Source organism: Agrococcus sp. GW821-FHT14H11, assembly GCF_058803545.1.
In genome coordinates this window covers 1-17,168 of the sequence record NZ_JBXAPA010000015.1, presented here as the reverse complement: position 1 = coordinate 17,168, position 17,168 = coordinate 1, and the positions used below count along the sequence as shown (strand labels likewise).

Below are 17,168 nucleotides of genomic sequence, written 5' to 3'. Positions count from 1 at the left end.
CATGCCAGCGACTGTGACCGATGTCCCGACTCATGAGAGACCTATCAAGTGCGACCTATGTCGTGAACCCAGACACCCCATCCTCCGCCCTGTGGTGACGCGGGACATCGAGCACGGATGTCCCGCGTCGTCGCGTTCCGCCTCCGTGTAGGTTTGAGCCACGGCAGTCAGACTCGTCACGTTGGAGCTCGCCATGCGCCCAAGCAGTCCTGCGCCGCTGATGCGCCGCGCTGGAGCGGTGCGGTGAGCGGCCGCATCCTCGTCGTCGACGACGACCGCGACATCCGCGACCTCGTCGCGATCAAGCTCGAGTCGGCGGGCCACGAGATCGTGACTCGCGAGGACGGCTCGCAGGCGCTCGAGGCGGCCGTCGAGGGCGGCTGGGACGTCATCGTGCTCGACGTGATGATGCCGGGCATGTCGGGCATCGACGTGCTGCGCGCGCTGCGCGATCGCGGCGACGAGACCCCGGTCATCCTGCTGACCGCCCGCGGCCAGGAGAAGGACATCGAGGCGGGCTTCGCCGCCGGAGCCGACCAGTACGTCACGAAGCCGTTCAGCCCGCGGGCGCTGCTCGCGCGCGTCACCGCCGTCATCGGATGAGCCCGCTGCCCGCCCCAGCGGTGCTGCAGGCGGTGCTGCTCGCCACATCCGCGGTGGTGGTCCTGATGCTGATCGCCCTCATCGCGCAGCGCACGCTGCGCCGGCGCCACGACCGGCGCGACGCTCGGCTCGACGCGCGCCTGCGCCCCCTGGTGCTCGAGGCGACCATCGCCGAGGACGACGAGATCGACGCGCTGCTCGACCGCGTGCGGGCCCTGAGCGCCCCGGAGCGCGCGCACGTGGGCCGATCGGCCTCGCTCATGCTGCGCGACGTCACCGGCGAGGCGGCCGATCGCCTGCGGGCCGTGGCCGACGCATCCGGCCTCGTCCCCAGGGTCATCGCGGCCGTCGCCGACCGCGATCCTGTGCGACGCGCCGACGCCGCGGAGGCGCTCGGGCTGCTCGCGCCGGCCGGGGCGCTCGAGCTGCTGCAGGCGCTCGCCGACGACCGCTCCCCCGAGGTGCGCACCGTCGCCGTGCGGGCGCTCGGTGCGTTCGACGACCCCGCGGCCGTCGACCGCGTCATCGCCGCGCTCGCGCTCGACAGCGGCATCCCCATCAGCGTCGCCGCCTCCGCCCTCGTGCAGCAGGGCGCCGCCGCGGGCGAGCGCGTGCGCGACGCGCTCGACCACCCCGACGCCGGCGTGCGCCGCGGCGCCGCGCGCGTCGCAGGACTCATCCAGGCGCCGGGCGCCGGCGCGCCGCTCGCTCGGCTCATCGACGACGAGCACGAGGCGGTCGGCGCTGCCGCCATGCGGTCGCTCGAGCGGCTCCCGGTGCGCGAGGCGGTGCCGTCGCTGCTCGCCACCGCGCTCGCAGGCGGCACCGCCGGCGAGGCGGCCGCCCGCACGCTCGCGGCGATGCCGGCGGCATGGAGCGCGGATGCGCTGGCCACGATCGGCGCGGAGGGCGAGCCCGGCGTGCGGCGAGCCGCGGGCCTGCCGAGGAGGGCTGCCGCATGACGTGGCTCCACGACGCGCTCGAGGCGGTCTTCGCCGTCCTCGCGTGGCCGTCGGCGATCTACTTCCTGCTGTCGAACACGGCGCTGCTGGTGCTGATCCTGATCGCCGCCCGCCACTTCGCCCGCTACCTGCGCCGCAGCGAGCACCGCGGCGACGACGCGATGGCCGCCTCGCCGCTCAGCCTCGGCGTCAGCGTGATCGTGCCCGCCTACAACGAGGCGGCCGTCATCCGCACGAGCGTGCGCTCGGTGCTCGACCTGCGCTATCCCGACCACGAGGTGATCGTGGTCAACGACGGCAGCGCCGACGACACGATGCGCGTGCTGCTCGAGGAGTTCGACCTCGTCGAGGACGACCGCGACATCCCCGGCCGCGTGCCGGTGCGCGGCACGATCCGCCGCGTCTGGCGCTCCCGCGGCGGCGCGGTGCCGCTCACGGTCGTCGACAAGGAGAACTCCGGCCGCTCCGACTCGGTCAACGTCGGCCTCGACCTCGCCGCGAAGGAGCTCGTGGTGATGGTCGACGCCGACTCCATCCTCGAGCCCGACGCGCTGCTGTCGGTGTCGAAGCCCTTCGCCGACGACCCCGAGCGCGTCGTCGCGACCGGCGGCGTCGTGCGGATCGTCAACAACAGCCGCGTGCAGGGCGGCCGCATCACCGAGATCCGCATGCCGCGGCAGCTCATCGCGCGCATCCAGGTCGTCGAGTACCTGCGGGCGTTCCTGCTCGGCCGCACCGCGTGGTCCGACCTGCAGGCGCTCATCCTCATCTCCGGCGCGTTCGGCATGTTCCGCCGCGACGTGCTCATCGAGGTCGGCGGCCTCGACCCCGACTCGATCGGCGAGGACTTCGAGCTCGTGATGCGCATCCAGCGCTGGATCCACGAGGGGCGCCGCGACGCGCGGGTCGAGTTCGTCGCCGAGCCGGTCAGCTGGACCGAGGCGCCGTCGACCCTCCGCGTGCTCGCCCGCCAGCGCCGCCGCTGGCACCGGGGCCTGTGGGAGGTGCTGTGGGGCTACCGCCGGGCGCTCCTCAATCCCCGATACGGCCGCGTCGGCATGCTCGCGCTCCCCTACTACTGGCTGTTCGAGCTGCTCGCGCCGCTCATCGAGGTGGTCGGCATCGTGCTCGTGGTGCTCGGCCTCGCCGTGGGCGCCGTCGACCCCGGCATGGCGCTGCTGCTGCTGCTCGTCTCCTACGGCTACGGCGCGCTCGTGACGCTCGCCGCGGTGATCGTCGAGGAGGCGAGCTTCCACCGCTACGAGCGCTGGCGCGACCTCGGCGCGACGCTGTGGGCGATCGTCGCCGAGAACCTCGGCTACCGCCAGCTCACGGCGATCTGGCGCCTGCAGGGCTGGTGGGCGGGCATCGCCGGCACGCAGCAGGTGTGGGGCGAGATGACCCGCACGGGCTTCGCCGAGGCGGATGCGTCAGGACAGCGGCAGGCGGACGGTCGCGGCTGAGCCCGTGCCGGGCTCGCTCTCGAAGGCGATCGAGCCGCCGTGCGCGTGCACGATCGAGCGGCAGATCCACAGCCCGAGCCCTGCGCCGGGGACGGCGGATGCGCGGGCGGACGACGCGCGGTAGAAGCGCTCGAAGACGCGGTCGACCTCGGCCGCCTCGATCCCGGGACCGTCGTCGACGACCCGCACGATCGCATCCGGCCCGTCGACCTCGACGACGACGTCGACGCTCCCGTCGTCGCGGGTGTACTTGATGCCGTTGGAGATGAGGTTCTCGAGCACCTGGGCGAGCCGGCGCTCGTCGGCCTGCACGGGCGCGGCAGGCCCGTCGGCGAGGCGGAGCGAGACGCCGCGGCGGCGAGCGCGGTGCTCGAGCGTGGCGACGGCCTGCTCGGCGACCTGGCGCACGTCGACGTCGTGCGGGTGCAGGTGCAGCTCGCCGCGACTCATCTCGCCGACGATCAGCAGGTCCTCGACGAGCGCGCGCAGGCGGTCGGTGTTGCGGCGCACGATCTCGAGCCAGGAGCGCACGTCGGCGGGCACCTCCTCGTCGAGGGCGAGCTCGAGGTAGCCGGAGATCGAGGTGAGCGGCGTGCGCAGCTCGTGCGAGACGAGGGCGACGAAGTCGTCGCGATCCTCGAGCATGCGCATGTAGCGCGTGATGTCGTCGATCGACGCGATCGACCCGCGGAACTCGCCCTCGACGATCAGCGGCCGCGAGGACATCGTGACCGCGATGCGATCCTCCCCCGGTCGCTCCACCCAGAAGGCGAGGTTGTCGAACGACTCGCCTCGCGCGGCACGGACGAACGGGCTCTCGAGCTTGGGGATCGTCTGCCGCGACTCGAGCTCGAGGAAGCTCGCGCCGGCGAGCGCTGCGGGGGCGCTCGTGCTCGCGAGCGCCGGGTGGCCCGCGAGCGTGCCGTTCATCCTCTGGATCTCGCCATGGGGGCCGAGCAGGAGCAGGCCGACGCGCGCGGTCTCGAAGACGGTCTCGAGGAGCGCGCCGTCCGCGACCAGCTGGCGGGCCATCGCGGTCTTGTCGCGCTCGCGCTCGAGGATCGCGAGCTGCTGGTGGTCGATCCTGCCGGTGTAGCTGTCGGCGAAGGACGCGGCGGCGATGAGCGCGAGCGGCACGAGCACCGCGCCGACGGCGTTCGCCGTCAAGGTCGTGCCCGTCGAGCCGCCGATGTGGAGCGCCATCGCGGCGCTCATCGCGGCGCCGCCGAGCGCCACGATGACGACGCCCCGACGGCGCCCGACGAAGCCCAGCCAGAACGCCGGCACGACGGCGAGCATCGCGACGATCCGCGGCACCGCGGAGTCGCCGAGGAGCAGCATGATCGTGAGCAGGTCCAGCGCCGGCACGAGCACCGGCAGCCAGTTCGCGTCGGAGAGCGGGCCCTGCCCGAGCGCCGCCAGCCCGGTCGCCGCCACGACCACGGCGACGGCCGCCCACAGCCATGGCCCGTCCCAGACGCCCGGCGCGACGACCGTCAGCACGATCAGCACGAGCGAGAGCACCGCGACGGACAGGAGCTGACCGCGGAGCGTCTCCGTCAGGGCGGCGATGCCGTGCGGCCGCTCGCCCGTCTCGGGGGTCTCGGTCGCGCTCACCGGCGACGGTTGCCGAAGACGCCGCGCACGATCTCGCGGATGATCGACTGCCCGGTGCGCGACCCGATGAAGTCGGTGACCACGTTGCCGCCGCTGTCGCGGGAGCGCGAGCCGGAGCGCGAGCCCGAGCCGTTGCGCCGGGCCTCGCGCTCGAGCCGCTCGGCCTCCTCCTGCGCGGCCCGGCGAGCCTCGGCATCCTGCTCCGCCCGCTGCGCGGCCTCGAGCTTCGCCTGCAGGATCTCGTACGCCGACTCCCGGTCGACGGCCGTGCCGTAGCGCTCGAGCAGCGGCGAGGCCTGCACGGTGCGCTGCATCGCCGCCTCGGGCGTGGGGTCCATCGAGCCCTGCGGCGCCCGCAGGCGCGTCCAGGCGACCGGGGTGGGCGCGCCGCGCTCGTCCATCACGGTCACGATCGCCTCGCCGATGCCGAGGCTCGTGAGCACCTGCTCGAGGTCGTAGCCGCTGCGCGGGTAGGTGCGCACGGTGGCCCGCAGCGCGGTCGCGTCGTCGGGCGTGTGCGCGCGCAGCTGGTGCTGCACGCGCGAGCCGAGCTGCGCGAGCACGTCGGCGGGCACGTCCTTCGGCGTCTGCGTGACGAAGACGATGCCGACGCCCTTCGAGCGGATGAGCCGCACGGTCTGGGTGATGGCGGCCAGGAAGTCCTTGGAGGCGTCCTTGAACAGCAGGTGCGCCTCGTCGAAGAAGAACACGAGCTTCGGCCGGTCGATGTCGCCGACCTCCGGAAGGTCCTCGAACAGGTCGGCGAGCAGCCACATGAGGAACGTCGAGAACAGCGCGGGCTGGCTGGCGACGCCCGGCACCTCGAGCAGGCTGATGACGCCCCGGCCGTCCTCGGCGATGCGCATGAGCTCGCGCGTGTCGATCTCGGGCTCGCCGAAGAAGACGTCGGCGCCCTGCTCGCTGAACGCGGTGATCTCGCGGAGGATGACGCCCGCGGTCTGCGTCGAGATGCCGCCGAGGCGCTTGAGCTCCGCCTTGCCCTCGTCGCCGGTGAGCCACAGCAGCAGCTCGCGCAGGTCCTTGAGGTCGACGAGCGGCAGCCGCTGCTCGTCGGCGTAGGCGAAGACGATGCCGAGGCTCGACTCCTGCGTGTCGTTGAGGCCGAGCACCTTGGCGAGCAGCGTCGGGCCGAACGACAGCACGGTCGCGCGGATCGGCACGCCCACGCCCTCGCCGCCGAGCGCGAAGTACTCCACGGGCGACGCGGCGCCCTGCCATGCCTGCCCGATGCCCGCGGTGCGGGCGAGCAGCTTGTCGCTCGACTCGCCCGGGGTGGCGACGCCGGAGAGGTCGCCCTTGATGTCGGCGGCGAAGACGGGCACGCCGGCGGCCGAGAGCTGCTCGGCGAGCACCTGCAGGGTCTTCGTCTTGCCGGTGCCGGTGGCGCCGGCGATGAGGCCGTGCCGGTTCATCATGGCGAGCGGGATGCGGATGGGCGTCTGCGGGTCGGGGTCGCCGTTGACGAGCGCTCCCATCTCGAGCGCGGGGCCCTCGAAGGCGTAGCCCTCGCGCACGGCGGCGACCTCGTCGTCCGAGAGCGGGCCGTCGTGCTCCGCCGGCTCGATCGTCTCTCCGACCTCCACGGGCTGCTCGGGATCGGCCGGAGCCGGCGCCGACTCGGGCGCCTCGGCGAACGTCTCCGCGACGGGCGGCGCCTCGTCCGGCGTCGCGTCGTCCGCGGGCAGCGGCGGCGCATCCGCCCGCGCGCGCTGCTCGCCGGCCTGCAGCTCGGCGAGCCGCGCCTCGGCCTGCGCCTGCGCCTTCCGCGCCGCCTCGAGTTCCGCCTGCACCTTGGCCAGCTCGTCGCTCATGCGGTCATCCTTGCATGCGTCCCGGCAGGATCACTCGATCGCGGGCACCTGTCGCGGCCGCACCACGAGCCACAGCGACGCGGTCGCGAGGATGCCGCAGATGAGCATGATGACGCCCATCGGGATCGCGTTCTCGATGCGGAACAGGCCGACGATGGGGCTCACGAGCCCCGCGATCGACATGTTGAGCGCGCCCAGCAGCGACGCCGCTGTGCCCGCCTCGCCGCGATGCCCCGCGAGCGCGAGCGTCTGCACGCACGGCATCGACAGCCCGAACGCGAACGCGAAGAGCGCCAGCGGCGGCACGAGCCCGAGGATCCCGAGCCCCGCGAGGTCGAGCACCACGATGAGCGAGGCGCCCACGATGAGCAGCGACGTCGAGACGGCGAGCACCCACTGGGCACCCCACCGGTTGGCGGCCCGCCCGGCCGACTGCGTGCCGATGAGCACCGCCACCGAGCAGAGCGCGAAGATGAGCCCGAACCCGCTCGGCGAGAAGCCGTACACCTCCTGCAGCAGCAGCGACGAGGTGGCGAGGTAGGCGAACATGCCGCCGAAGATGCTCGCGCCGATGATGGCGACGCCGACGAAGACGCGGTCGGTGAGCACGGAGCGGTAGCGCTGCCGCAGCGTCGAGTGCCCGGGCACGTGGCGCAGGTGCCGCGGCAGCGTCTCGCGCAGGAAGAGCAGCTGCAGCACGATGACGAGCACCGCGTAGGCGGCGAGCACCCAGAACAGGCCGCGCCAGTGCAGGATGCCCAGCAGCCACGACCCGACGACGGGCGCGGCGATCGGCGCGATGCCGATCACGAGCGCCAGCCGCGACAGCGCGGTGGTGAGCTTCTTGCCGCTGAAGAGGTCGCGCACCATCGCCATCGCGACGACGGTGCCCGCGGCCGCGCCGAAGCCCTGCACGATGCGCAGCAGCGACAGCGAGACGATGTCGGGCGCGAGCGCGACCCCGACGCTCGCGAGCACGTGCACGCTCGTGGCGATGAGCAGCGGCGCGCGACGGCCGATGCGGTCGGAGAGCGGGCCGACCACGAGCTGCCCGAAGGCGAAGCCGAGGGTCGTGGCCGACAGCGTCAGCTGCACGGCCGCATCCGTCGTGGCGAACTCGCCCTTCACCTCCGGGAAGGCCGGCAGGTAGAGGTCGATCGTGAAGGGGCCGAGGCCCGCGAGGAGCCCGAGCACGAGCAGCGTGGTGACGCGGCGCCGCCGCGTGAGCGCGTCGCCGGGCGACGTGAGCGTGGCGGCGGTCACGCCCGGGGCAGGGCGAGCGGCACCTCGTCGCGCGGCGCGACGCGCTCGGCGCCGGTCGCGGCGTCGTGCTCGAAGACGATGCGGCCGTCGATGAGCACCGTGCGCGGGCGCGCCATCGGGTCCATCCAGTCGCCGCCCCAGACCACGAGGTCGGCGCGCTTGCCGACCTCGATCGAGCCGATCTCGGCGTCGACGCCGAGCGCCTTCGCCGGGTTGATCGTGATCGCCCGCAGCGCCGTCTCGCGGTCGAGGCCCTCGCGGACGGCGAGGGATGCCTGGTGCACGAGGAAGGAGATGGGGATCACCGGGTGGTCGGTGATGATCGAGAGCTCGACGCCCGCCTTCGCGAGCTTGCCGGGGTTGGCGATGGAGCGCTTGCGCAGCTCCATCTTCGACTTCGTCGTGAAGAGGGGGCCGATGAGCACGGGCACGCCGCGCTCGGCGAGCAGGTCGGCGACGACGTGCGCCTCGGTGCCGTGGTCGATGATGAGGTCGTAGCCGAACTCGGCCTGGAGGCGCAGCGCGGTGACGATGTCGTCGGCGCGGTGCGCGTGCTGGCGCCACGGGATCTCGCGGCGCAGCACCTTGCCGAGCGCCTCCATCGTCAGGTCGACGTCGTGGTGGCGGTCGTTCTCGGGGTCGGCCATCCGGGCCTGGTAGTTCTGGGCGGCGACGAACGCGTCGCGCAGGATCTTGGCCGTGCCCATGCGGGTCGACGGCGTCACCTTCTTCTCGCCGTAGACGCGCTTCGGGTTCTCGCCGAGGGCGCTCTTCAGGCCCGCCGGCTCGCGCAGCACCATGTGGTCGACGATGCGGCCGTGGGTGTGGAGCGTCGTCGCCTGGCCGCCGATCGGGTTGCCCGAGCCGGGGTTGACGTTCACGGTCGTCACGCCGCCGGCGAGCGCGAGGTCGAAGCCCTCGTCGAACGGGTCGATCGCGTCGATCGTGCGCACCCCCGCGGTGTTGGGGTTCGTCATCTCGTTCGTGTCGTTGGCGGTGTGCCCGTCGCCCTCGGGGTTGACGCCCAGGTGCACGTGCGCGTCGACGAGCCCCGGGGTCACCTGCGCGCCGCCGGCGTCGAGCACCTCGGCGCCCTCCGGCACCGCGACGTCGGCGCCGAGCTCGGCGATCCGGCCGTCCCGCACGAGGATCGTGCCCTCGAACTCCTCGCCCTCGACGGGCACGACCTTGGCGTTGACGATGGCGAGCAGCATGCGGTTCCTCTTCGTATCAGATTGCGTCCGTCCAGCCTACCTCCTTAGCCGGACGAACGACCTTGGTCGCCCGCCGCGGGATCAGTCCAGGAGCTCCTCCAGGCGCGTGAGCGTGTCCTGCCACCCGTCGCGCAGGTCGTCGACCTCGTCGAGCGCCGCGGTCTGCGTGACGCGGATGTGCGTGCCGTCGCCGGTCTCGGCGAAGTCGACCACCACGAGCTGCTCGAAGCGCTCCCCCTCCTCGGCGCCGCCGAGCCAGTCCCAGCTCTGCACGATCCGCTTGCCCTCGTCGAGCTGCAGGTAGCGGCCCTGCACGCCGAAGCCGCCGGTCGACGTGCGGATGCGGTACCAGCCGCCCTCCTGCGCGTCGACCTCGTAGCGGGTGTCGTCGAACATCGGCCACCACCACTGCTCGAGGCCGGCCGCGGTCGTGAAGAGCTCCCACACCGCATCCGTCGACGCCGTCACGAACGCGTCGACCTCCACCGTCTCGGCGTCGGCGGGGATCTCGGGGGTGTCGGGGGTGTCGGTCATGCGCCCACGGTATCCGCGCGGGATGCGCCCCGCACTATCGTGGACGCGTTCGGCGCCGCCGCTGCGCCACCGACGAGAGGCTCCGCATGACCGCCCTCCCGCCCGCCGACGGCGCCACCCGCTCCGAGCGGCTCGACCGGCTGCCCTTCACCCGCCGGCACGGCCGCCTGCTCGGCACCTCCGGCATCGGCTGGGCGCTCGACGCGATGGACGTCGGGCTCGTCTCGTTCGTGATCGCCGCGCTCGCGCAGCAGTGGAGCCTCGACCGCACCGAGACGAGCTGGATCGCGTCGATCGGCTTCGTCGGCATGGCGATCGGCGCGACCGTCGGCGGCCTGCTCGCCGACCGCATCGGCCGCCGCAGCGTCTTCGCGCTCACGCTCCTCGTCTACGGGCTCGCGACCGGCGCCTCGGCGCTCGTCGGCTCGCTCGCGGCGCTGCTGGCGCTGCGCTTCGTGGTGGGGCTCGGGCTCGGCGGCGAGCTGCCCGTCGCGTCGACGCTCGTGAGCGAGTTCGCGCCCCGGCGCATCCGCGGCCGCGTGGTCGTGTGGCTCGAGGCGTTCTGGGCGGTCGGCTGGATCGCGGCCGCGGTGATCGGCACCTTCGTCATCGGCGCCTCCGACGACGGCTGGCGCTGGGGCCTCGCGATCGGCATGGCACCTGCGCTCTTCTCGGCCGTGGTGCGCTTCGGCATGCCGGAGTCGGTGCGCTACCTCGAGTCGAAGGGGCGCGTCGCGGAGGCCGAGCGCACCGTGCGTCGCTTCGAGGAGGCCGCGGGCGTGCCCGCGCCGACGTCGCCGGCAGCCGAGCCGGTTGCGGATGCGCCGGCGGGCGCGGTGGCCGAGCCCTCGGTGTCGATCTGGTCGTCGGCGCTCCGCCGCCGCACGATCGCGCTCTGGATCGTCTGGTTCGGCATCAACTTCTCGTACTACGGGGCGTTCATCTGGATCCCGTCGCTGCTCGTCGAGCAGGGCTTCTCGCTCGTGCGCTCCTTCGAGTTCACGCTCATCATCACCGTGGCGCAGCTGCCGGGCTACGCGGCCGCCGCGTTCCTGATCGAGAAGTGGGGCCGCCGCCCGACGCTCACCGTCTTCCTCATCGGCTCGGCGCTCGCCGCCGCCTGGTACGGCACCGCCTCGACCGAGGCGATGATCATCGCCGCCGGCTGCACGCTCTCGTTCTTCAACCTGGGCGCGTGGGGCGCGCTCTACGCGATCGGGCCGGAGCTGTACCCGACGAACGTGCGCGGCACGGGCACGGGCGCGGCCGCCGGGTTCGGGCGCATCGCGTCGATCCTCGCGCCGCTCGCGGTGCCGCTGCTGCTCGGCGCCGGCGGCTCGATGCTGCTGTTCGGCGTCTTCGCCGCGGCGTTCGCGGTCGCCGCGGTCGCCGCGTGGACGCTGCCCGAGCAGCGCGGCAAGGCGCTCGAGTAGGCACCGACAGCTCGACAGCCGCGCGGTCGGCCGCCTGATCGTCGCCTAGAGGCGCCCGAGCGCCTGCTGCAGGTCGGCGATCAGGTCGTCGGCCTCCTCGAGGCCCACCGAGAGCCGCAGGAGGTCGGCCGGCACCTCGAGCTCGGTGCCCCGCACCGACGCGTGCGTCATCTCGGAGGGGTAGCAGACGAGCGACTCGACGCCGCCGAGCGACTCCGCGAGCTGGAACAGCCGCGTGTGCCGCACGAGCTCGAGCGCCGCTTGCGCGCCGCCTGCGAGCTGCAGCGACACCATGCCGCCGAAGCCGCGCATCTGCCGCGCCGCGAGCGCGTGCTGCGGGTGGTCGGGCAGGCCCGGGTAGTGCACGGCCGAGACCGCCGGGTGGCCGACGAGCGACTCGGCGACGGCCTGCGCGTTGGTGCAGTGCCGCTCGACGCGCACCGCGAGCGTCTTGAGCGACCGCGAGGTGAGCCACGCGTCGAAGGGGCTGTTGACCGCGCCGACCGCGAACTGCTGGAAGCCGATGCGCTCGGCCAGCTCGGCGTCGCCTGTGATCGCGGCGCCGCCGACGAGGTCGGAGTGGCCGCCGATGTACTTCGTCGTCGAGTGCACGACGACGTCGGCGCCGAGCCCGAGCGGCTGCTGCAGGTAGGGCGTGGCGAACGTGTTGTCGGCGACGACGAGCGCGCCCGCGTCGTGGCCGAGCTCGGCGAGCGCCGGGAGGTCGGCCACCTTCATGAGCGGGTTCGACGGCGTCTCGACCCACAGCATCCGCGTGCTGGGCCGCATCGCGGCGCGCACCGCGTCGAGGTCGGAGGCGTCGGCGGTCGACAGCTCGATGCCCCAGCGCTCCCAGATCTTCGACACGAGCCGGTGGGTGCCGCCGTAGACGTCGTTGCCCATGAGCACGTGGTCGCCGGGCTGCAGGGCGGCGCGCAGCACCGCGTCCTCGGCGGCGAGGCCGGAGCCGAACGCGAAGGCGTGCGTGCCGCCCTCGAGGCTCGCGAGCTGCAGCTGCAGCGCGTCGCGGCTGGGGTTGCCGCCGCGCGAGTACTCGTAGCCGTCGCGGAACCCGCCCACGCCGTCCTGCACGAACGTCGAGGTCATGAAGATGGGCGGGATGACCGCGCCGGTGCGCGGGTCGAAGTCCTGCCCGTCGTGGATGGCCCGGGTCGAGAACCCGTCGGACGTCGATGCGGTCATCGTCATGCCTCCTTCGCGAGGTGGGTCAGCAGGTCGGTGCGCGTGACGACGCCCACCGGCTTCGCCCGGTCGAGCACGAGCAGCGCGTCGGCCTCCCGCAGGGCCGAGCGCAGCGCATCCACCGACTCCGTGATGCCGATGTGCGGCAGGCGAGGGCCGAGGTGCTGCGCGACGGTGTCGGCGAGCTCGGCGCGGTCGGCGAAGACGGCGTCGAGCAGCGAGCGCTCGTCGACCGAGCCCGCGACCTCGCCGACCACGACGGGCGGCTCGGCGGTGAGCACCGGCAGCTGGCTCACGCCGTACTCGCGCATGATCTCGATCGCGTCGTGCACGGTGTCGGCGGGGTGCGCGTGCACGAGGTCGGGCACGCCGCCCGCCTTGCCGGTGAGCACGTCGCCCACCGTCGTGCCGGCCTCGGGCGCCGCGAAGCCGTAGGAGCGCATCCAGGCATCGGAGTAGACCTTCTGCAGGTAGCCGCGGCCGGAGTCGGGCAGCAGCACGACGACGACGGCGTCGGCGGGCAGCTCGCGGGCGACGCGCAGCGCGGCGACGACCGCCATGCCGCTCGAGCCGCCGACGAGCAGGCCCTCCTCGCGGGCGAGCCTGCGGGTCATCGCGAACGACTCGGCGTCGTTCACCGCGAGCACCCGGTCGACGACGCTCGGGTCGTAGTTGCCGGGCCACATGTCCTCGCCGACGCCCTCGACGAGGTACGGCCGGCCGGTGCCGCCGGAGTAGATCGAGCCCTCCGGGTCGGCCCCGATGACCTCGACGCGGCCCTCGGAGGCCCGCTTGAGGTACCGGGCGGTGCCGGTGATCGTGCCGCCGGTGCCGACGCCCGCGACGAAGTGCGTGATGCGGCCGTCGGTGTCGCGCCAGATCTCGGGCCCGGTCGACGCCTCGTGGGCGGCGGGCGCCGCCGGGTTGAAGAACTGGTTGGGCTGGTAGGCGCCCTCGATCTCGTCGGTCAGGCGGTTCGCGACGCCGTAGTAGGACTCCGGGCTGTCGGGCGCGACGGCGGTGGGCGTCACGACGACCTCGGCGCCGTAGGCGCGCAGCGTCGCGCGCTTGTCCTCGGAGACCTTGTCGGGGCAGACGAAGACGCAGCGGTAGCCCTTCTGCTGCGCGACGAGCGCGAGCCCCACGCCGGTGTTGCCGCTCGTCGGCTCGACGATCGTGCCGCCGGGGCCGATGAGCCCCCGGCGCTCGGCGTCCTCGATCATCGCGAGCGCGATGCGGTCCTTCACCGACCCGCCCGGGTTGAGGAACTCGACCTTCGCGAGCACCGTCGCCGCGACGCCCTCGGTGACCTTCGAGAGCCTCACGAGCGGCGTGTCGCCGATCGTCTCGAGGATCGACTCCGCGTAGCGCATGCTGCCTCCTGCCTGACGCTCGAGCCTACCGTCGCGCGGGCGGGCGCCCGGTGGGCGAGGATGGGTCGGTGGACGCCAGACGGGAGCTCGTGATCGAGCGCGTGCTGCGCTGCGTCGAGCTCGTGCCGCCCGGCCGCGTCGCCTCGTACGGCGCCGTCGCCCGCATCTGCGGCATCGGTCCGCGGCAGGTCGGCTCGATCCTCCGCCACTGCAGCGACGGCCTGCCGTGGTGGCGCATCACGAGCCACGCCGGTGACTTCGGCGGCGACCTGCTGCAGCGCGCGCTCCCCCACTGGCGCGAGGAGGGCATCCGCGTGAAGCCGAACGGGCTCGGCTGCCGCTACAGCGACTACGCGGCCGACATGGAGGAGCTCGAGCGGCGGTGGCGCGAGGCGACCGCCGACCTGCCGGGCCTCGACGAGGTCGACGGCGACGCATCCGCCTGACGTCGCCGGCACCGCCGGCGCGGCGCGTCAGACCCGCGAGGCCTGCTGCGCGAAGAGCGTCGCGTAGGTGCCGCCGAGCGCGAGCAGCTCGTCGTGCGCGCCCTGCTCGACGATGCGGCCGGCGTCGATGACGAAGATGACGTCGGCGTGCCGGATGGTCGAGAGCCGGTGCGCGATGGCGAGGGTCGTGCGGCCGCGCGCCGCCTCGTCGAGCGCGCCCTGCACGACGCGCTCCGAGACGGTGTCGAGCGCGCTCGTGGCCTCGTCGAGCACGAGCACCGCCGGGTCCTTCAGCAGCACCCGCGCGATCGCGATGCGCTGCTTCTCGCCGCCCGAGAGCCGGTAGCCGCGCTCGCCCACGATCGTGTCGTAGCCGTCGGGGAACCGGTGGATGGTGTCGTAGATGCTCGCGGCGCGCGTGGCGGCGTCGAGCTCGGCGTCGGTCGCGTCGGGCTTGGCGTAGCGCAGGTTCTCGGCGATGGATGCGTGGAACAGGTACGGCTCCTGGCTCACGATGCCGATGTGGTCGGTGAGGGCCGCCGGGTCGAGCTCACGCACGTCGGTGCCCGCGAAGCGCACCGCTCCGCCGCTCGCCTCGTGCAGGCGCGGCAGCAGGTACCCGATCGTCGTCTTGCCCGCGCCCGAGGGACCGACGAATGCCGCGAAGGTGCCCGGCTCGAGCCGGAACGAGACGCCGTCGAGCGTCGCCCGCTCGCCCTCGCGCGCATCCGGGTAGTGGAAGCGCACGTCGTCGAACTCCACCTCGCCGAGGCGCGAGCGGTCGAGCGGGCGCGGCGACGTCGGCGGCTCGATCGCCGGCTGCAGGTCGAGGTACTCGAAGATGCGGGCGAAGAGCGCGCCGGAGGTCTGCAGGTCGAGCCCCACGCGCAGCAGGCCCATGAGCGGCATGAGCAGCCGCGCCTGCACGGTCGTGAACGCGACGAGCGTGCCGGCCGTGACGCCGGTGTCGCCGCCGGCGATCAGGTAGCCGGCGAGCACGTAGACGACGGCGGGCAGGATCGAGATGAAGATCGACACGAGCGCGAAGAAGGTCTGGCCGCTCATCGTCAGCCGCACCTGCAGGTCGACCTGGCGCTCGTTCTCGGCGGCGTAGCGGCGCGACTCGTCGGCCTGCCGGCCGAACGCCTTCGCGAGCAGGATGCCCGACACCGACAGCGACTCCTGCGTGATCGCCGTCATCTCGCTCAGCGACTCCTGCGTCTGCGTCGCGATGCGGGCGCGCACCTGGCCGACGCGGCGCTGCAGCAGCACGAGCACGGGCGTGAGCAGCACCGCCATGACCGTCAGCTGCCACGAGAGGATGAGCATCGTCACGAGGCTCGCGATCACCGTGACGGTGTTGCCGACGACCGACGACACGGTGTTGGAGAGCACGTTCGCGACGCCGCCGACGTCGTTCTGCAGCCGCGACTGGATGACGCCCGTCTTCGTGCGGGTGAAGAACGCGAGCTCCATGCTCTGCAGCCGATCGAACAGCGAGTCGCGCAGCTGCCCCATGACGCGGTTGCCGACCTTCGACGTGATGAGCGTCTGCCAGATGCCGAGCAGGCTCGACGAGATCCACAGCGCCACCATCGTGCCGACGAGCATCCAGAGCAGCCGCAGGTCTGGGCCGCCCTCGGGAGGGAACAGCGCCTCGTCGAAGACGCGCTGGGTCAGCAGCGGCGGGAACACCGCGATCGTCGCGACGATGAGCACGAGCACGATCGTCAGCACGATCTGCGGCCGGTGGGGGCGGAAGAGGCCCAGGATGCGCTTGCCGAGGTCGGGCACGCGGGGAGCGCTCGCGTTGGCGGCGCGCTGCGCCGACTCGTCGCGCATGCCGACCCCGCCCCGGCGACCGCCGCCCATGCCCATGCTCACGTGGCCACGGTATCCGGTCGCGCCTGCGCGGCAGCGCGCCGCGGGCGCATGACGAAGGGCCGCCCCCTCACGGGAGCGGCCCTTCGCGCTGGTGCGGGGAACGCTACTTGAGCGTGACCGTCGCGCCGGCCTCCTCGAGGTCGGCCTTGGCCTTCTCGGCGTCCTCCTTCTTGGCGCCCTCGAGCACGGGGGCGGGAGCGCCGTCGACGAGCGCCTTGGCCTCGCCGAGGCCGAGGGACGTCAGCGAACGGACGACCTTGATGACCTGGATCTTCGCCGAGCCGGCGGACTCGAGGATGACGTCGAAGTCCGTCTTCTCCTCGACCTCCTCCGCAGCAGCAGCGGCAGCGGGGGCTGCAGCGGCGGCGACGGGAGCGGCGGCGGTGACCTCGAAGGTCTCCTCGAACTTCTTCACGAACTCGCTGAGCTCGATGAGGGTGAGCTCCTTGAACTGCTCGAGCAGCTCGTCAGTCGACAGCTTTGCCATCGTCTTCTCCTTGTTTCTGGTACCGACCGCTGCCTACTCGGCCGCGGACTCCTGCTTGACCCGCAGCGCGTCGACCGCGCGAGCGGCCTGGGCGAGCGGGGCGTTGAACATGTATGCAGCGCCGAACAGCGAGGCCTTGAAGGCACCTGCCAGCTTGGCCAGCAGCACCTCCCGCGACTCGAGGTCGGCGAGCTTGTTGACGTCGTCGGCCGTGAGCGGGTTCCCGTCGAAGAAACCGTTCTTGACCACGAGCGCCGGGTTCGCCTTGGCGAAGGCACGCAGCTCCTTCGCGACGGCGACAGGGTCGCCGTGCACGAATGCGATCGCGGACGGGCCGGCAAGCGACTCGTCGAACGCCGTGATGCCGGCGTTGTTGGCTGCGATCTTGGTGAGCGTGTTCTTCACCACGGCGTACGTCGCGTGCTCACTGATCGATCGGCGCAGCGTCTTCAGCTGGCCGACGGTGAGACCGCGGTACTCGGTCAGCAGAACGGCGTTCGAGGTCTCGAAGAGGTTCGAGAGCTCGGCGACCGCAGCTTCCTTGTTCGCCATGGTGCTCCTTGCGTCGTTGCCGGCTTCCCTGGCCCACTCATGCAAAAGAGCTCCGGCGCACGCGCACGGAGCTCTGGGATCTCGACGGATCTTTCAGCACCTGCGCGGGACGACGCTCCTCGAGCGAGCCTTCGGTCGGCACATCCCCTTGCGGGCACACGCCGACGACCAGCGGTCTTTGGTATGCGGCAAGACTACGGCACGACGGATGCGCGGCGCAAGCCGGCGACGAGACTCACGTGAAGTGCCCGCGACAGGTTTGCGGTGCCTCACGTAGGAATGCCCGCGAAACTCTGAGGGCA

Annotated in this window: 15 protein-coding genes; 5 read left to right on the top strand and 10 right to left on the bottom strand. The window is 72.7% G+C overall.

The window, feature by feature from the left end; translation table 11 throughout:
• Positions 1 to 243: 243 nt before the first annotated feature.
• Genes AC1RNL_RS13130 through AC1RNL_RS13120 form a run of 3 tightly spaced genes read left to right on the top strand, consistent with a single transcriptional unit; the run spans position 244 to position 3,028 of the window.
• A complete protein-coding gene (locus AC1RNL_RS13130) occupies positions 244 to 603 on the top strand; it encodes a response regulator transcription factor (RefSeq protein WP_240671230.1) in 360 nt (119 codons plus the stop codon).
• Entirely contained in the window at positions 600 to 1,565 is a 966-nt protein-coding gene (locus AC1RNL_RS13125) for a HEAT repeat domain-containing protein (RefSeq protein WP_492935478.1), read from the top strand. The genes AC1RNL_RS13130 and AC1RNL_RS13125 overlap by 4 nt, the downstream gene beginning before the upstream one ends.
• Complete coding sequence (locus AC1RNL_RS13120) at positions 1,562 to 3,028, top strand: glycosyltransferase family 2 protein (RefSeq protein ID WP_146358176.1); 1,467 nt, start codon at positions 1,562 to 1,564, stop codon at positions 3,026 to 3,028. Before AC1RNL_RS13125 ends, AC1RNL_RS13120 begins: the two co-directional genes overlap by 4 nt.
• On the opposite strand, the gene AC1RNL_RS13115 is transcribed toward AC1RNL_RS13120, so the two are convergent.
• From AC1RNL_RS13115 to AC1RNL_RS13095, 5 genes are all read right to left on the bottom strand, one after another.
• The gene (locus AC1RNL_RS13115; protein WP_492935477.1) at positions 2,996 to 4,645 is read right to left on the bottom strand and encodes a sensor histidine kinase; all 1,650 of its coding nucleotides are present in this window, start codon (positions 4,643 to 4,645) and stop codon (positions 2,996 to 2,998) included. The two genes, AC1RNL_RS13120 and AC1RNL_RS13115, sit on opposite strands and share 33 nt — an antisense overlap.
• On the bottom strand, positions 4,642 to 6,477 hold the full coding sequence (locus AC1RNL_RS13110) for a helicase HerA-like domain-containing protein (protein WP_492935476.1): 1,836 nt from the start codon (positions 6,475 to 6,477) through the stop codon (positions 4,642 to 4,644). Before AC1RNL_RS13110 ends, AC1RNL_RS13115 begins: the two co-directional genes overlap by 4 nt.
• A 30-nt stretch (positions 6,478 to 6,507) precedes the next feature.
• Positions 6,508 to 7,740: a multidrug effflux MFS transporter gene (locus AC1RNL_RS13105; RefSeq protein ID WP_492935475.1), complete on the bottom strand. Its 1,233-nt coding sequence runs from the start codon at positions 7,738 to 7,740 to the stop codon at positions 6,508 to 6,510.
• Positions 7,737 to 8,954 (bottom strand): amidohydrolase, encoded by a 1,218-nt coding sequence (locus AC1RNL_RS13100; RefSeq protein ID WP_128188348.1) that lies wholly within the window; start codon positions 8,952 to 8,954, stop codon positions 7,737 to 7,739. The genes AC1RNL_RS13105 and AC1RNL_RS13100 overlap by 4 nt, the downstream gene beginning before the upstream one ends.
• Before the next feature lie 81 nt (positions 8,955 to 9,035).
• Positions 9,036 to 9,488 (bottom strand): SRPBCC family protein, encoded by a 453-nt coding sequence (locus AC1RNL_RS13095; protein WP_492935474.1) that lies wholly within the window; start codon positions 9,486 to 9,488, stop codon positions 9,036 to 9,038.
• Positions 9,489 to 9,574: 86 nt separating this feature from the next.
• On the opposite strand from AC1RNL_RS13095, the gene AC1RNL_RS13090 reads away from it, so the two are divergent.
• Positions 9,575 to 10,921 (top strand): MFS transporter, encoded by a 1,347-nt coding sequence (locus AC1RNL_RS13090; RefSeq protein WP_492935473.1) that lies wholly within the window; start codon positions 9,575 to 9,577, stop codon positions 10,919 to 10,921.
• 45 nt (positions 10,922 to 10,966) lie between these two features.
• Here the strand turns inward: AC1RNL_RS13090 and AC1RNL_RS13085 are convergent, their stop codons facing one another.
• Both AC1RNL_RS13085 and AC1RNL_RS13080 read right to left on the bottom strand, forming a co-directional pair.
• Positions 10,967 to 12,124 (bottom strand): cystathionine gamma-synthase, encoded by a 1,158-nt coding sequence (locus AC1RNL_RS13085; RefSeq protein ID WP_310126610.1) that lies wholly within the window; start codon positions 12,122 to 12,124, stop codon positions 10,967 to 10,969.
• Between the two features lie 2 nt (positions 12,125 to 12,126).
• Positions 12,127 to 13,497, bottom strand: a complete 1,371-nt coding sequence (locus AC1RNL_RS13080; protein WP_310126613.1) for a cystathionine beta-synthase — start codon at positions 13,495 to 13,497, stop codon at positions 12,127 to 12,129.
• A gap of 68 nt (positions 13,498 to 13,565) precedes the next feature.
• Between AC1RNL_RS13080 and AC1RNL_RS13075 the strand changes: the two genes are divergently transcribed.
• Complete coding sequence (locus AC1RNL_RS13075; protein ID WP_400529116.1) at positions 13,566 to 13,943, top strand: MGMT family protein; 378 nt, start codon at positions 13,566 to 13,568, stop codon at positions 13,941 to 13,943.
• A gap of 27 nt (positions 13,944 to 13,970) precedes the next feature.
• Here the strand turns inward: AC1RNL_RS13075 and AC1RNL_RS13070 are convergent, their stop codons facing one another.
• The 3 genes from AC1RNL_RS13070 to rplJ all read right to left on the bottom strand — a co-directional run bounded on the left by AC1RNL_RS13070 (position 13,971) and on the right by rplJ (position 16,866).
• On the bottom strand, positions 13,971 to 15,821 hold the full coding sequence (locus tag AC1RNL_RS13070) for an ABC transporter ATP-binding protein (protein ID WP_240671237.1): 1,851 nt from the start codon (positions 15,819 to 15,821) through the stop codon (positions 13,971 to 13,973).
• 109 nt (positions 15,822 to 15,930) lie between these two features.
• On the bottom strand, positions 15,931 to 16,314 hold the full coding sequence (rplL, locus tag AC1RNL_RS13065) for a 50S ribosomal protein L7/L12 (protein WP_128188363.1): 384 nt from the start codon (positions 16,312 to 16,314) through the stop codon (positions 15,931 to 15,933).
• A 33-nt stretch (positions 16,315 to 16,347) separates the two neighbouring features.
• Positions 16,348 to 16,866, bottom strand: coding sequence for a 50S ribosomal protein L10 (gene rplJ, locus AC1RNL_RS13060; RefSeq protein WP_128188364.1), 519 nt, complete (start codon positions 16,864 to 16,866; stop codon positions 16,348 to 16,350).
• Positions 16,867 to 17,168 lie beyond the last annotated feature (302 nt).

Bases quoted from the DNA above. Each gene is read 5' to 3' on its own strand.
- AC1RNL_RS13080 (WP_310126613.1), bottom strand. From the start codon at position 13,497: ATGCGCTACGCGGAGTCGATCCTCGAGACGATCGGCGACACGCCGCTC.
- AC1RNL_RS13125 (WP_492935478.1), top strand. From the start codon at position 600: ATGAGCCCGCTGCCCGCCCCAGCGGTGCTGCAGGCGGTGCTGCTCGCC.
- AC1RNL_RS13070 (WP_240671237.1), bottom strand. From the start codon at position 15,821: ATGGGCATGGGCGGCGGTCGCCGGGGCGGGGTCGGCATGCGCGACGAG.
- rplJ (WP_128188364.1), bottom strand. From the start codon at position 16,866: ATGGCGAACAAGGAAGCTGCGGTCGCCGAGCTCTCGAACCTCTTCGAG.
- AC1RNL_RS13085 (WP_310126610.1), bottom strand. From the start codon at position 12,124: ATGACCGCATCGACGTCCGACGGGTTCTCGACCCGGGCCATCCACGAC.
- rplL (WP_128188363.1), bottom strand. From the start codon at position 16,314: ATGGCAAAGCTGTCGACTGACGAGCTGCTCGAGCAGTTCAAGGAGCTC.
- AC1RNL_RS13120 (WP_146358176.1), top strand. From the start codon at position 1,562: ATGACGTGGCTCCACGACGCGCTCGAGGCGGTCTTCGCCGTCCTCGCG.
- AC1RNL_RS13100 (WP_128188348.1), bottom strand. From the start codon at position 8,954: ATGCTGCTCGCCATCGTCAACGCCAAGGTCGTGCCCGTCGAGGGCGAG.
- AC1RNL_RS13095 (WP_492935474.1), bottom strand. From the start codon at position 9,488: ATGACCGACACCCCCGACACCCCCGAGATCCCCGCCGACGCCGAGACG.
- AC1RNL_RS13090 (WP_492935473.1), top strand. From the start codon at position 9,575: ATGACCGCCCTCCCGCCCGCCGACGGCGCCACCCGCTCCGAGCGGCTC.
- AC1RNL_RS13110 (WP_492935476.1), bottom strand. From the start codon at position 6,477: ATGAGCGACGAGCTGGCCAAGGTGCAGGCGGAACTCGAGGCGGCGCGG.